The following is a 14,860-nucleotide window of genomic DNA, read 5'->3' as shown; positions in this document are numbered from 1 at the left end:
CACCACGCGGGACGAAAGCAGAACGCCGCAGCGCGCCGATCTCCCCCAGTGCATCGCGCACGAAAATATGAATGCGTTCACATAACGCATTGGCATACGACACGGACTTCCCCCTTTGGTCATCGTCTTGTAAAACTCGATGACGCGTTCGTCGTTCGAGGCCCTTCCCCTGTCCGCCCCCTCCCCCCTGCCCCGTCGCGCGCCGGACCCGGCCGGGGTTCCGGATGCCTTCATCGCCTTCATCCGCGAGGAACGCGCGCCGCTGTGCGCTTTCCTGCGCATGCGCGGCATCGGCCCGGATGATGCCGAGGACATTGCACAGGACAGCATGGAGCGGCTGATCCGCTACCGCGGGCACGGCACCGACGAACTGCGCCTGCTGCTGTACCGCATCGCCCGCAACCGCCTGGCCGACCGCGGGCGTTCGTCGCAGGCGCGCGGCCACCTGCCGCTGGGTGAACGCGATGGCAGCGAGGAGCCGCAAGGCACTTCTCCCGATCCACTGCGTCAGGCAGAATCCGGCCAGATGATCGCGCTGCTGCGACAGGCACTGTTCAAGCTTCCCGAACGTGCCCGCGAGGTGTACCTGCTCAACCGCATCACCGGGATGAGCTACGCACAGATCGCCCGGCACTGCGGCATCACCGCCAAGACGGTGGAAAAACACATCGCCCGTGCCCTCCAGGGCCTGCGCAAGGAGCTGGGCAGCAATCCTCTCCACACTGATGGAGATAGTGAGTGACCCGCGACGCCTACATGGATGACACGTTGCTGTTCGAGCGCGCAAGCGCCTGGGTGGCCCGGCTGGAAGCCCCCGACTGCACGTCGATCGAGCGCGAAGCGTTCGAGGACTGGCTGGCCGAGCACCCTTCCCACGTCAGCGCCTGGGTACAGGCCGAGACGCTGCACCAGCGCAGTGCCGGCTTGGCCGGTGACCCGTGGCTGCGCACCGCCGCCAGCCGTGCCGCCCGCGTGCCGGTACAGCGCTGGCTGCCTTCGGTGGCGGCCGCGGCCGGCGTCTGCCTGGCGGTGGGCATCGGCTGGCTGGTATTCACCGATGGCAACCCCACGCCGCTGATCTACGCCAATGCCAGCCACCAGCCGCAGGTGCGCACGCTGGCCGATGGCAGCGTCGCCACCCTCGATGCCGGCACCACACTGAGCGCCCGCTTCGGCTGGCGCAAGCGCGAACTGGAACTGGAGCGTGGCCGCATGCAGCTGCAGGTGGCCGCCTCAGCGCGCGCGCTGCGGGTGCAGGCCGGCGGCAGCAGCATCCGCGATATCGGCACCACCTTCCAGGTCGAGCGGTTGACCGATGGCCGGGTGGAAGTGGCGCTGCTGGAAGGCGCCGTGGAAGTGACCAGCGGCAGCGCCCAGCACACGCTGGCCCCCGGCCAGCAGCTGCAGGTGTCACCGTCCGGCCGCATCCAGCCCGGCCCGCAGCTGTCCACCACCGCCGCCGCCGAAGCCTGGCCCGAGGGCCGGCTGGTGTTCGACGCCACCCCGCTGTCCACCGTGGTCGAGCGCATGAACCGCTACGGCAGCACGCCGCTGGTGATTGCCGACCCGGACATCGCCGATCTGGCGGTGAGCGGCACCTTCCGTGCCGGCGATGCGCACGAACTGCTGTCTGCCCTGGAACTGGGGTGGTCGATCGCTGGCCAGCCGCGCAAGGATGGCGCGCTGGAACTGCGCCGCACCTACTGAGGCGGCGCGGATGCCCAGCCCCGGGGCACTGCGACAGGGCCTGATGGTCCTGCTGTGGCTTGCCCTGGCCGGCGCCACGGCCGCTGCAGATGCGCCCCCCACCGCACCCACCGAGTACCGCATCGCCGCCGGCCCGCTGGTGCCGGCGCTGCAGCAGTGGGCACGGCAGAGCGGCCAGGCGCTGGTGTTCGATGCACGCGAACTGGCCGATCTGCGCAGCCCCGGCACGCAGGGGCCGCAGGAACCTGCCGCTGCACTGAAAGCCCTGGTGGCCGGCAAGCCGGTCAACATCCTGCGCACCCCCAGTGGTGGCTTCGTGCTGCGCCGCCATGCCGTGGCTGCGGCACCGCCTGCCCGGGTCGTGCCGGCCCCGCCACCGCGACCGCAGCGGCCGGCGCAGGTGGAACTGGCACCGATCCATGTCACCGGCAGCCGCCTGCCACGCAGCTCGGTGCAGACCACCCTGCCGGTGACGGTGATCGAACGCGAGGACATCCTGCGCAGCGGCTACGGCACGCTGTTCGATCTGCTGCGCCACCTGCCCGGCATGAACGGCCACCCGCCGCTGAGCACTTCGCGCGGCGGTGATTCGCTGTACCTGCCGGTGGGCGCCGCCGCCACCACCAGCCTGGACGGCATGGGCCCGCGCGCCACCCTGTTCCTGGTCAACGGCCGCCGCCTGCCGCGCTACCCGATGGTGTCGCTGGAGGAAGGCGGCCTGACCGACCTGGGCGGCATTCCGCTCAGTTTCGTCGAGCGCATCGAACTCGTGCGCGGGGGCGCATCGGCCATCTACGGCGCCGATGCGATGTCCGGCGTGGTCAACATCATCCTGCGCGACCAGGCCGATGGGCCGGAGGCCACCCTGCAGACCGGCGCCAGCAGCCGCGGCGACGGCGACCAGCACCGCGTGCAGGCCGCCACCGGCGGCGTGCGCGGCAACGGTGACCGCTGGTTCGCCGGCCTCGACCTGCACCGCCTGCGCCACGTCGCCGGTGACCGCCGCCGCTGGCATGCCGACAGCGAGCTGTACCCGATCGGGCTGATCCTGGCCAACGGTGATTACTACCCGGCCAGCGAATGCCACGCGCCGCTGCAGGAGGAAGAGGATGGCTGCTGGTACGACAGCGTGCGCCCGCGTTCGCTGCAGCCGGCATCGGACACCGTGGCCGGCTACCTGCGCTACCGCCACGAGCGGGGCGACGGCCGCTATGCCTATGTGGAGGCGCGCGCCAGCCACAACCGCCAGCGCTTCGAACTGGGGCCGACCGCAGTCGCACTGAACTTCAACCGCAACGCCCTGCTCAACGTGGTGCTGCAGGAGGGCGGCGAGGTGCAGCCGCGGGTGCGGGCCAGCGAAGGCGACCTGACCGTGGGCATCGGCCGCGACCAGAGCGGCCGCAGCTGGGAGGCCGGCCTGAGCGCGCAGCGCAGCCAGGTGGACCTGCGTACCGGAGGCGCCGTGCGCAGCGAACGCCTGCTGGAGGCTGCGCTCGCGCTGGACTTCCTGCCCGGTTTTTCCACGCTGCCAGCGGGCCTGGCCGACGAACTGTTCCCCGACATCCGCAACCGCGGCCGTACCAGCCAGCTGCAGGGCTGGTGGGGCGTGCAGCGCGAACTGATGGACCTGCCCGGCGGCAAGGCGCAACTGGCCACCGGCATCGACCTGCGCCAGGAACGCTGGACGTCGCTGCCCGACCCGCTGCTGGGCAAGGGCGAGCTGGCGCTGGGCCTGCCGCTGGAGCAGCGCCGGCTGTCGCGGCCGAGCAGTGCGGCCTATGCCGAAGTCGGACTGCCGCTGGCCTCGACACTGCGCCTGGACCTGGCGGCACGGCTGGACCGCGATGATGGCGACAGCGCGTTCTCGCCGCGCGCCGGCCTGCGCTGGAGCCCCAGCCCGCACTGGTCGTTCCTGCTGGCCAGCGGCCGTGGCTTCCGTGCGCCCAGCCTGTTCGAGCGGCGGCGACCGCCGGCTTACTTCGGCCTGCTGGCGTTGCCGGCGTCGGACACCCTGCCGCCGTGCGCACTGCCGCTGCGCGGCGGTGGCTGCGCGGTGGAAGTGGATGTGGTGGAGAACGATGCACTGCGCGCCGAGACCTCGCGCAGCCATTCGCTGGCGGCCAGCTGGACGCCCACCGACGCGTTCTCGTTGTCGCTGACCCACAACATCGTCGAGCTGCGCAACGAGATCCTCGCCCTGCAGCCAAGCGATGCACTGTGGAACCCCGACACGTGGGAACTGGATGAGCAGGGCCGCCTGCGTGACCTGCGCCTGTCGTTCGACAACATCGGCCGCACCACCTCGCGCAACTGGGTCCTGCGCGGCGAATACCGCATCGATGCCGGCCGCGATGGCCAGTGGCTGTTTTCGCTGGATGGCCTGAAGCAGCAGGAACTGCGCCGGGACCGCGCGCATGGCGAAGCGGTGGACCTGCGCGGCCACGCCACGCCCACGTTCGCCGGCATCGTCAACGTGCAGTGGCAGAATCCCTCGTGGGACATCGCCCTGCGTGGCAACCGCGTTGGCCGCACGCGTGCGTGGCTGGCCGGTGAGGACTGCCCGCAGCAACAGCACGACGATCGCCGCTGCATGAACCCGGCACAGCTGCGCTGGAACCTGCACGTGGCGCGCAAGCTGAGCCCGCGCGTGGTGGCCGCGCTGGACGTGCACAACGTGCTGGACACCGCGCCGGTGAACTACCTGGTTGGCAGCGGCGGGCAGATGGCCGGGCTGGATGATCCGCTGGGCCGCTACTTCCTGCTGACCCTGCAGTTCCGCTGACCTGTTTTTGTAGGGCCGAGCCATGCTCGGCTGCGCTCTTGTAGAGTCGAGCTTGCTCGACTGCTCTTTCCAACAGCAGTCGAGCAAGCTCGACTCTACAAAAACAACCCGCAAACCGCTTTCACACATGCGGGGCTACAGTGGCCGCACACCCTTCTGGAGGCACGCCATGCGTCCCTCGATGTTCCAGGCCGGTGCATCGCTGGCACTGGTGCTCTGCATCGCCAATGCAACAGCCGAAGAAACCGCCCGCGTCCCTGAGCCTCCCGACCAGCAGCTCGCGCCGTTGTTCCAGCAGGTGCAGCGCGCCCACCTGTTTGCCGACCAGAAGACCTTCGCCGATGCCGTGCCGCATCAGCCGGCTGCGGCCGTGCTGGCCAACTGGCAGGCCGCACAGCGGCAACCCGGTTACACGCTGCGCGATTTCGTCGCGACCCGCTTCACGGTACCGGGCGATGCGCCGGCCTACGTGCCACCCGCAGGGGAAACACTGCGCGCGCACATCGAAGGCCTGTGGCCGGTGCTGCAGCGGCACACCACCACTGTCGATCCGCACGGTTCGCTGCTGCCATTGCCGCACCCGTACGTGGTGCCCGGCGGCCGTTTCCGCGAGGTCTACTACTGGGACAGCTACTTCACCCTGCTCGGCCTCGCGTCCAGCCAGCGCTGGCAGCAGGTGCGCGACATGGTCGACAACTTCGCCTGGCAGCTGGACCAGTACGGCCACATTCCCAACGGGAACCGCAGCTACTACCTCAGCCGTTCGCAGCCGCCGTTCTTCAGCCTGATGGTGGAACTGCTGGCCCGCCACGAAGGTGACGATGCATACCGGCGCTACCTGCCGCAGCTGCGCATCGAACACGCGTTCTGGATGCACGGCGCCGAGGGCCTTGCACCCGGCCAGGCGCGCGAACGCGTGGTGCGGTTGGCCGATGGCCAACTGTTGAACCGCTACTGGGATGCGCGTGCGGTGCCGCGCACCGAATCGTGGACGGATGATCTGGCGACCGCGGCGCAGGCATCGCAGCGACCGCCATCGCAGGTCTACCGCGATCTGCGCGCCGGTGCCGAATCCGGCTGGGATTTCAGCTCGCGCTGGCTGGATGACCCCGCGCAGCTGTCCAGCATCCGCACGACCGCCATCGTGCCGGTGGATCTGAACAGCCTGCTGTTCCAGCTGGAACAGACGCTGGCACGCGCCAGCACCGCATCAGGCGCGCGTGACGATGCGCGTCATTACCAGCAGCTGGCGGCCTCGCGCCGTGCGGCCATCAATACGCAGTTGTGGGATGCGCGCCAGGGCTACTACGTCGACCGCGACCTGGACAGCGGCCAGCAGCGCCCTGCCCTCACCGCCGCAGCGCTGTTCCCGCTGTGGCTGAAGATTGCCGACGCAGCACAGGCGCGGCGCACCGCCGATGCCGTGGAAGCCGGCCTGCTGCGCTCAGGCGGCCTGCTGACGACGCAGCACGATACCGGGCAGCAATGGGACGCCCCGAACGGCTGGGCGCCGCTGCAGTGGGTGGCGGTGGATGGACTGCAGCAGTACGGCCAGCAGGCGCTGGCACGGACGCTGGGCGTGCGCTTCCTGCGCACGGTGCAATCGGTCTATGACCGCGACGGCAAGCTGGTGGAGAAGTACGTGGTGGATGGCTCGGCCAGTGGCGGCGGTGGCGGCGAATACCCGCTGCAGGATGGTTTCGGCTGGAGCAACGGCGTGACCCTGGCCCTGCTGGATCGCCTGTGCGCACCGGAGCGCATCTGCGAAAGCGCGGCCGACGTCGAATGAGCGCGTTGTAGCGCCGAGCCATGCTCGGCTGCTGCCGCTCTTGTAGAGCCGAGCCATGCTCGGCTGCGCCGCTCTTGTAGAGCCGAGCCATGCTCGGCTGCGCCGCTCTTGTAGAGCCGAGCCATGCTCGGCTGCTGTTGGCAGAAGCAGTCGAGCATGGCTCGACTCTACAAAGGGCAAGCTCGACTGCCGCACCTGCCGGATCAAGCCTCCCAGTATTTTGCGCCCTGGGCCTCATGAAGGCGCGTCAGAAAGCCCACCAGCGATCCCGCTGCTTCGGGCCAATCCTTTCGTTCATCCAACGGCCCGCAGATCAGCACGCGACCAGAGGCATCCATAACAAGGAGCTCCGAGTCCCCGTAGAAACGGCCGAATACGACATCACCATCCCGGCAATCCAATGGACGCAAATCGGAAAGGGCTGCTGTCTGAACGTGCGCTTCCGTTACATCCAACAGCTCAACACCCCATTGGCCGAACTGCTCGTCCTTGAAGAGATCGGCCGTAGCGCACAGCCCCCAGAATGCGAGCAACTGCGCGTTGCAGCTTGGAAGCGCCCGGAATCTCTCTGCCACGCCACTACCCTTCACGAAGGAGGAGCGAAGCAGGAACGGGCACTCACCCATTCGATGCATGGCAACTCGAGGGTGTGACCAATCCGCGCGGATGGCGTCGATGATCCCAGCCAGCGCGCTGATTTCGGTATCCATCGAAAGATCATAGCGGCGAGGGATCACCCGTGCGCAGCAGCAGACGCAGTCGACCAACGGTCGACTCTACAGAGATCAATGCATCATCGTGCCTTCCACAGCTCGGCAAGGCGGTCCGGCTTGCCGGCGATGCGTTCCAGCACCGGGTACTGCAGGCCACCGTGGTAGTCGATGTTCATCGTGTCGATGCGGTCGAACTGCTTGACCAGCAGCACGATGGGCGCCTTGTCCTTGGCCGCGGCAGAGACGGCATCCTTCAGGCGTTCGCTGCTGTACTCGCGGCCACCGACGGCAATCACCTTCATGCCCGGTGCCAGGCCGGCGTTGAAGGCCGGGCTGTCCCAGATCACATCACCGACCACGCCGGTGTCGAGCACGGTGGCACCCAGCGAGTACGCCAGCAGGGCCGCCTTGGCGCGCTTTTCCTGCGCCTTGTAGGCCTCGTTGGGCGTATCGCGGTAGGCCAGCTTCCAGCCGGCCAGTTCCAGGCCACCGGTCAGCGAGCCGTGGCCGTCCAGGCGCTGCCGCAGGAAGCTGGCCCAGTCATACGGGGCGATGCCGTTGAGGGTCGCCACCACGTCCTCGAAGGTGTACGGCTTGACGTTCCAGTCGCCATTGCCGACGCCGAAGAACGCGCGCGCGAAATCATCCAGGCTGCGGCGGTTGCCACTCAGGTCGCGCAGCTTGCCTTCCACTTCCAGCCACAGCATCTGGCCGCCGGAGTAGTAATCCTCGCTCATCTGGTAGTTGCGGTAGGCCAGCCCGCGGCGCTGCGCGATGGTCGGGTCGTTGGTGGTGTCCTGCAGCGCGCGCCAGGCCAGGCCGGGGCGGCCCCGGTCATAGGTGGCCGCCACATTGGCCAGCGTGTCGCGGGTCTGCTCGGCCGACCACAGGCCCGAGCGCGCAGCCAGCACCTGGCCCCAGAACTGGGTCTGGCCCTCGTACACCCACAGCAGGCTGTCGCCCATCGGCACGTTGAAGTTGGCCGTCGCCAGGTCTGCGCCGCGGCGGTACTTGCCGTTCCAGGAATGGGTGTACTCGTGCGGCAGCAGATCGCGCATCCACGCGTTGCTGTCCCACTCGGTGAAATAGCCGGGGGCGGCGCTGTTCTCGCTGGAGCGATGGTGCTCCAGGCCAATGCCGCCGAGGCGATCGGTCAGCGCCAGCAGGAATTCGTAGTGGTCATAGTGGCGCGCGCCGTACAGCTTGTCGGCCTGCTGCACCAGCGCACGATGCAGCTTGATCTGCGCGTCGGTCGGCTTCAGCGACTTTGCATCGTCGGCGAACACGTTGAGGTGCACCGGCACCTTCGCGCCCGGGTCGAGGTCGATGCGCTGGTGGTGCTCACCGGCAAACAGCGGCGAGTCGACCAGGTGGTCGTAGGAGATGGGCTTGAACACCACGGTATCGCCATCGCGGCGCGCGGTTTCCAGTGCGGTGGCGTAGGCCCAGCCCTTGGGCAGGGTGACGCTGGCCTGCGCCTGCAGGTTGCGCGCGTCGACGCCGGCCGGGTACAGCGAATTGGCGTTCCACTGCAGGTTGAGCATTTCCGGGGTCATCACCACCCGGCCCTGGCTGCCGCCCTGCGAGGACAGGAAATCGAAGTGGGCGACGATCTCGCTGACACCTTCGGGCACGTCGACCTTGAATGCGTAGACGTTGAACTGGTCGCGCTGCCAGGCCAGCGGCTTGCCATTGGCGGTGACGCGCAGGCCGGCCAGCTTGTCGATCGGGCCGGTGGGCGAATGGTTGCCGGGAATCCACTGCGGGTACAGCAGGGTGACCGGACCGGACTTGACCGGCACGGTGGCGGTCACCTTGAAGATGCGGCGAGCCAGGTCGCGCGCATCCACATCGATGCGCAGCAGGCCGGGGGCCGCGGCATCGCCCGGCGGCGAGGTCTGCGCCAGCGCAGGCGTGGCAGCCAGCGCGAACAGCACGGACATCACCAGGGCACGGGTCTTCATCAGGCAGGTTCCAGCAGCGGTAGAACCTTCGATGCTAGGCCTGTGTGGTGCGTGGCCCCATGGCCAAAGGTCATGGGCGCGCGCCCATCCACGCATGGCGTGGATCTACCGGGGATGCGATGTGCCGATCGTGGCGGGTGTCCGTCCACGCATGGCGTGGATCTACCGGGGATGCGATGCGCCGATCATGGGCGGTGCGCCCATCCACGCATGGCGTGGATCTACCGGGGATGCGATGTGCCGATCATCGCGGATGCCCATCCACGCATGGCGTGGATCTACTGGGGATGCGATGTGCCGATCATCGCGGATGCCCATCCACGCATGGCGTGGATCCATCGGGGATGCGATGTGCCGATCATGGCGGGTGTCCTTCCACGCATGGCGTGGATCCACCGGGGATGCGATGTGCCGATTGTGGCGGGTGTCCATCCACGCATGGCGTGGATCTACCGGGGATGCGATGCGCCGATCGTGGCGGGTGTCCATCCACGCCATGCGTGGATGACGCCGATGCGATGCCCCGGCCGGATGCAGTAGATCCACGCCATGCGTGGATGACACACACCCGGTAGCGCCGGGCCGTGCCCGGCGAACGCCCTGCCCGGTCAGTCGACCAGGCGCAGGCGCAGTTCCTTCGGCAGCGCGAACACCATCGATTCCGGCTCGCCGTCCAGCTCGCCGACGCCGTTGGCACCCAGCTCGGCCAGGCGGGCCAGCACGCCATCCACCAGCACCTGCGGTGCCGAGGCACCGGCAGTCACGCCGATGTGCTGCTTGCCTTCCACCCAGCGCGGGTCGATCTCGTGCGCGCCGTCGATCAGGTAGCTCTCCACGCCTTCGCGGCGGGCCAGCTCACTCAGGCGGTTGGAATTGGAGCTGTTCGGCGAACCCACCACCAGCACCAGGTCGCAGCGCTTGGCCAGGTCGCGCACGGCATCCTGGCGGTTCTGCGTGGCGTAGCAGATGTCGTCGTTCTTCGGCCCCTGCATCTCCGGGAACCGCTCGCGCAGTGCATCGATGATGCCGCGCGTGTCATCCACCGACAGCGTGGTCTGGGTGGTGTAGGCGAAGTTCGTCGGCTGGTTGATCACCAGCGTGGCGACCTGCTCCACGTCCTCGACCAGGTAGATCTGGCCGACACCGGCTTCGCGGTTCCACTGGCCCATCGTGCCTTCCACTTCGGGATGGCCGGCGTGGCCGATCAGCACCACGTCTCGGCCGGCACGGCAGTGGCGGGCCACTTCGAAGTGGACCTTGGTCACCAGCGGGCAGGTGGCGTCGAACACCTTCAGGCCACGGCGATCAGCTTCCTGGCGCACGGCCTGGGAGACGCCGTGCGCGCTGAAGATGACCGTGTTGTTGTCCGGCACTTCATCGAGTTCTTCGACGAAGATCGCGCCGCGCTGCTTCAGGTCGTCGACCACGAAGCGGTTGTGCACCACTTCATGGCGGACATAGATGGGCGCGCCCAGCGTTTCGATCGCGCGCTTGACGATCTCGATCGCACGATCGACACCGGCACAGAAACCACGCGGGTTGGCGAGCAGCACATCCATCAGTTCAGTCTCCCGGCAGCGGCCGGCTTACGGTTTCGGGGAGGCATTATCCGCCTTTTTGGCGGACTTGCCGTCGAACAGGCCAAACAGGGCGATGCCCACGGCACCGACCACGATGGCCGAATCGGCCACGTTGAACGCCGGCCAGACGTGGTCACCGATATACCACTGGATGAAATCGACCACGTGACCGTGCACCTGGCGGTCGATCACGTTGCCGATGGCACCACCGATGATCAGCGCGTACGGCACCGCCGCCTTCCAGTTGCCGCGGGCGGTGGCACGCAGCCACCACGCCATCAGCGCGCTGATGCCGATGGCCAGCACGGTGAAGAAGTGCTTCTGCCAGCCGCCGGCGTCGCTCAGGAAACTGAACGCCGCACCGGTGTTGTAGGTGCGGTACCAGTTCCAGAAGCCGTCGATGACCACCACCGGCTGGAACTCCGGCAGGCTCGACAGCACCCAGGCCTTGGACCACTGGTCCAGGCCGATGATGGCGGCCGACAGCAGCAGCCAGATGAGTGCGTTCGGATGCGGACGGGGCGCGGCCATCAGAACCAGCTCCGCACTTCACCGGCACCGGTGATGTTGCCGGCGCAGCGGCCGCACAGTTCCGGGTGGTCGGCGTTGCTGCCGACGTCGGCGCGGTGGTGCCAGCAGCGCACGCACTTGGTCTTCTGGGTCGGCTGGGCGCTGACGAACACCTCGTCGGTGGTCGCCGGGCGCACGTGCACGTCGCCGCTGATGAACAGGAAACGCAGTTCATCGGCCAGCGGCTGCCACTTGGCGGCCTGCTCTTCGCTGGCGGCAATGGTGATTTCTGCTTCCAGCGCGGCACCGATGGCACCGTTGGCGCGCATCGGCTCGAGCACCTTGGCCACCTGCTCGCGCACGGCCAGCAGCTGGTCGAAATCAGCGGCGTTGAGCTGGGCGTCGGCCGGCAGCGGCGCCAGGCCGTCGTACCAGGTGGTGAACAGCACGTGTTCGGCGCGCTCGCCCGGCAGGTAGCCCCACAGCTCGTCGGCGGTGAAGGTCAGGATCGGCGCGATCCAGCGGGTGAACGCTTCGGCGATGTGGTACATCGCGCTCTGTGCCGAACGACGACCGTGCGAATCGGTCGGCATCGTGTACAGGCGGTCCTTGGTCACGTCCAGGTACAGCGAACCCAGGTCCACGCTGCAGAAGTTCAGCAGCAGCTGGACGATCTCGGCCATGTTGTAGCTGTCGAACGCGGCCTTGATCTTTTCCTGCAGTTCCCAGGCGCGATGCACGATCCAGCGGTCCAGCGCGACCATCTCATTCAGCGGGCGCAGGTGCTGGGCCGGATCGAAACCATCCAGGTTGCCCAGCAGGAAGCGCGCGGTGTTGCGCAGGCGGCGGTAGGCATCGGCGTTGCGCTTGAGGATTTCCTGCGACAGCGACATTTCGTTGCTGTAGTCGGCCGAGGCGATCCACAGGCGCAGGATGTCCGCGCCCAGCTTGTTCATGATGTCCTGCGGCTCGATGCCGTTGCCCAGCGACTTGGACATCTTGCGGCCGTGCTCGTCCACGGTGAAGCCGTGGGTGAGGCACTGCTTGTACGGCGCGCGCTGGTCGATGGCCACGCCGGTCAGCAGCGAGGACTGGAACCAGCCACGGTGCTGGTCCGAACCTTCCAGGTACAGGTCGGCCGGCTTGCCGAAGCCACGCGCGGCCAGCACGCCTTCATGGGTGACGCCCGAATCGAACCAGACGTCGAGGATGTCGGTGACCTTCTCGTAGTCGGCCGCTTCGGCGCCCAGCAGTTCTGCGGCATCCAGCGAGTACCACACGTCGATGCCTTCGGCTTCGACGCGGTCGGCGACCTGCTGCATCAGCTCCACCGTGCGCGGATGGATCTCGCCGGTCTGGCGGTGGGTGAACAGTGCGATCGGCACGCCCCAGGTGCGCTGGCGCGAGATGGTCCAGTCCGGGCGGCCGTCGACCATGCTCTGGATGCGCGCCTTGCCCCAGCTCGGGAACCAGCCCACGGTATCGATGGCGGCCAGCGCATCGTTGCGCAGGTTGGCCTTGTCCATCGAGATGAACCACTGCGGGGTGGCGCGGAACACCACCGGCGTCTTGTGGCGCCAGCAGTGCGGGTAGCTGTGGCGGATCGGGTGGAAGGCCAGCAGCGAACCGTTCTCGCGCAGCACGCCGACGATGGCGTCCTGCGCCTTCCACAGGTGCTGGCCAGCCAGCACCACGTCACCGGCCGGCGGGGTCGATTCCAGGTACACGCCACGGCCGTCGATCGGGGTCACCTGGCCGGCGTTGTACTTGTCCAGCAGGCCGTACTTCTGGCTGACCACGAAGTCTTCCTGGCCGTGGCCGGGGGCGGTGTGCACCGCACCGGTACCGTCCTCGTCGGAGACGTGGTCACCGTTGAGCACCAGGATTTCGCGCTCCGGGTAGAACGGATGCGCCAGCAGCTGGTTTTCCAGCGCGGAGCCGGTGGTTTCACCGTGCAGCACGACGTCGTTCACGCCGTAGCGCTGTAGTGCGCGCTCGGCCAGCGCGGCGGCCAGCACCAGCCAGCGGCGCTTGCCGTTGTGGGCCGGGCCTTCGGCCAGCACGTAGTTGATCTCCGCACCGAGCGAAACGGCCAGCGAGGCCGGCAGCGTCCACGGCGTGGTGGTCCAGATCGGCACGGCCACTTCAACGTCGGCCGGCACGCTCACGCCGAACGCCTGGCCGATGGCCTGCGCATCACGCGCGGCGTAGGCCACGTCGATCGCCGGCGATTCCTTTTCCTGGTACTCGATCTCGGCTTCGGCCAGCGCCGAACCACAGTCGAAGCACCAGTACACCGGCTTGGCGCCGCGCACCAGGTGGCCATTGGCCACGACCTTGGCCAGCGCGCGGATCTCGTTGGCTTCGAAGTCGAAGCTCAGGGTCTTGTACGGGTTGTCCCAGTCACCGGTCACGCCCAGGCGCTTGAAGTCCACGCGCTGGATGTTGATCTGCTCTTCGGCGAACTCGCGGCACTTCTGCCGGAATTCGACGGCGTCGAGCTTCACCCCGACCTTGCCCCACTTCTTTTCCACCGCGATCTCGATCGGCAGGCCGTGGCAATCCCAGCCCGGCACGTAGGGCGCATCGAAGCCGGCCAGGTAGCGCGACTTGACGATGATGTCCTTGAGGATCTTGTTGACCGCGTGGCCCAGGTGGATGCGGCCGTTGGCGTACGGCGGGCCGTCATGCAGCACGAACAGCGGGCGGCCGGCGGCGTTGTCACGCAGCTGCTGGTAGAGCCCCTGCTCTTCCCACCGCGCCAGAATGCCCGGCTCGCGCTTGGGCAGGTCGCCGCGCATCGGGAATTCGGTGGCTGGCAGGTTCAGGGTGGTCTTGTAGTCCTGGCTCACGCAGTGGCTCGCAATCTATGTTCGGAAAGGATGGTGCGCGCCTGGTCGGCGTCGCGGTGCATCTGGTCGGTCAGTGCCGCCAGATCATTGAATTTTTCTTCGTCGCGCAGCTTGGCGACGAATTCCACGTCGATGTGCCGACCGTACAGGTCGCCCTGGAAATCGAACAGGTGGGCTTCCAGCAGCGGCTCCACGCCGTCCACCGTCGGCCGCGTGCCGAAGCTGGACACCGAGGGCCACGGCTGGTCGAACACCCCGTGCACCCAGGTGGCGTAGATGCCCGACAGCGCCGGCGTCTTCGGGAAACGCAGGTTGGCGGTGGGGAAGCCCAGCGTGCGGCCGAGCTGGCGCCCACGCACCACCCGCCCGCTGATCGCGTAGGGGCGGCCGAGCAGATCGTTGGCATGGGTGAAATCGCCCGCCTGCAGCAGCTGGCGGATGCGGGTGCTGGAGATGCGCTCGCCGTGCAGGTCGACGGCTTCGATCTCGCCGGCGGTGAAGCCGAGCTCGCCGCCCATCGCCTGCAGCAGGGCCAGGTCGCCGCGGCGGCGGTTGCCGAAGCAGAACTCCGGGCCGATCCATACTTCGCGCGCGCCCAGGCGCTGCGCCAGCAGCTTATGAACGAAGTCTTCGGCCGGCATGGCGGCCATCGCCGCGTCGAAACGCAGCAGGCCGATCGCATCCACGCCCAGTTCGCGCAGGATCTCGACCTTGCTGCGGGCCAGGGTCAGCCGCGGCGGCGGCGTGCCCTGGGCAAAGAATTCACGCGGCAGCGGCTCGAACGCCACGGCCACCGCGGCCACGCCCAAGGCGCGCGCGCGGGCGACCGCGTGGCGGACCAGCGCACGATGCCCCAGGTGGAGGCCGTCGAATGCACCGATACAGACCACGCTTCCGTTGGGGAACAGCTCCCCGCCCTCGACGCTTCTGAACAGCCTGCTCATCAACTCTCGTTCCGGCCCA

At 67.9% G+C, this 14,860-nt stretch carries 11 protein-coding genes; 5 read left to right on the top strand and 6 right to left on the bottom strand.

Annotation, left to right across the window (positions count from 1 at the left end; genetic code table 11):
- Window positions 1–139 precede the first annotated feature (139 nt).
- The 4 genes from QMZ26_RS08625 to treA all read left to right on the top strand — a co-directional run bounded on the left by QMZ26_RS08625 (window position 140) and on the right by treA (window position 6,278).
- On the top strand, window positions 140–742 hold the full coding sequence (locus tag QMZ26_RS08625; protein ID WP_283221197.1) for a sigma-70 family RNA polymerase sigma factor: 603 nt from the start codon (window positions 140–142) through the stop codon (window positions 740–742).
- 14 nt (window positions 743–756) lie between these two features.
- Entirely contained in the window at window positions 757–1,707 is a 951-nt protein-coding gene (locus QMZ26_RS08620) for a FecR domain-containing protein (protein WP_283221236.1), read from the top strand.
- A 10-nt stretch (window positions 1,708–1,717) separates the two neighbouring features.
- A complete protein-coding gene (locus QMZ26_RS08615; protein ID WP_283221196.1) occupies window positions 1,718–4,489 on the top strand; it encodes a TonB-dependent receptor in 2,772 nt (923 codons plus the stop codon).
- Window positions 4,490–4,658: 169 nt separating this feature from the next.
- The gene (gene treA / locus QMZ26_RS08610) at window positions 4,659–6,278 is read left to right on the top strand and encodes an alpha,alpha-trehalase TreA (protein ID WP_283221195.1); all 1,620 of its coding nucleotides are present in this window, start codon (window positions 4,659–4,661) and stop codon (window positions 6,276–6,278) included.
- Window positions 6,279–6,481: 203 nt separating this feature from the next.
- Here treA and QMZ26_RS08605 read toward each other — a convergent pair whose 3' ends face one another.
- Both QMZ26_RS08605 and QMZ26_RS08600 read right to left on the bottom strand, forming a co-directional pair.
- Window positions 6,482–6,988 carry a hypothetical protein gene (locus tag QMZ26_RS08605; protein WP_283221194.1) on the bottom strand — a complete coding sequence of 169 codons (507 nt, stop codon included), beginning with the start codon at window positions 6,986–6,988 and terminating at the stop codon, window positions 6,482–6,484.
- An 83-nt stretch (window positions 6,989–7,071) separates the two neighbouring features.
- A complete protein-coding gene (locus tag QMZ26_RS08600; protein ID WP_283221193.1) occupies window positions 7,072–8,955 on the bottom strand; it encodes a peptidase M61 in 1,884 nt (627 codons plus the stop codon).
- Window positions 8,956–9,165: 210 nt separating this feature from the next.
- Between QMZ26_RS08600 and QMZ26_RS08595 the strand changes: the two genes are divergently transcribed.
- On the top strand, window positions 9,166–9,495 hold the full coding sequence (locus QMZ26_RS08595) for a hypothetical protein (protein WP_283221192.1): 330 nt from the start codon (window positions 9,166–9,168) through the stop codon (window positions 9,493–9,495).
- A 68-nt stretch (window positions 9,496–9,563) separates the two neighbouring features.
- Here the strand turns inward: QMZ26_RS08595 and ispH are convergent, their stop codons facing one another.
- The 4 genes from ispH to QMZ26_RS08575 are packed head-to-tail and all read right to left on the bottom strand — an operon-like array spanning window position 9,564 to window position 14,841.
- A complete protein-coding gene (gene ispH / locus QMZ26_RS08590) occupies window positions 9,564–10,514 on the bottom strand; it encodes a 4-hydroxy-3-methylbut-2-enyl diphosphate reductase (RefSeq protein ID WP_108760141.1) in 951 nt (316 codons plus the stop codon).
- Between the two features lie 27 nt (window positions 10,515–10,541).
- Complete coding sequence (gene lspA / locus QMZ26_RS08585) at window positions 10,542–11,066, bottom strand: signal peptidase II (protein ID WP_200734438.1); 525 nt, start codon at window positions 11,064–11,066, stop codon at window positions 10,542–10,544.
- Window positions 11,066–13,897 (bottom strand): isoleucine--tRNA ligase, encoded by a 2,832-nt coding sequence (gene ileS / locus QMZ26_RS08580; RefSeq protein ID WP_283221191.1) that lies wholly within the window; start codon window positions 13,895–13,897, stop codon window positions 11,066–11,068. The genes lspA and ileS overlap by 1 nt, the downstream gene beginning before the upstream one ends.
- Window positions 13,894–14,841: a bifunctional riboflavin kinase/FAD synthetase gene (locus QMZ26_RS08575; RefSeq protein WP_079221073.1), complete on the bottom strand. Its 948-nt coding sequence runs from the start codon at window positions 14,839–14,841 to the stop codon at window positions 13,894–13,896. The genes ileS and QMZ26_RS08575 overlap by 4 nt, the downstream gene beginning before the upstream one ends.
- Window positions 14,842–14,860 lie beyond the last annotated feature (19 nt).

Origin of the sequence: Stenotrophomonas sp. PFBMAA-4, from assembly GCF_030053215.1 — a bacterium.
In the GTDB taxonomy this organism is placed as follows: domain Bacteria; phylum Pseudomonadota; class Gammaproteobacteria; order Xanthomonadales; family Xanthomonadaceae; genus Stenotrophomonas.
This window is presented reverse-complemented; position numbering and strand designations above follow the sequence as displayed.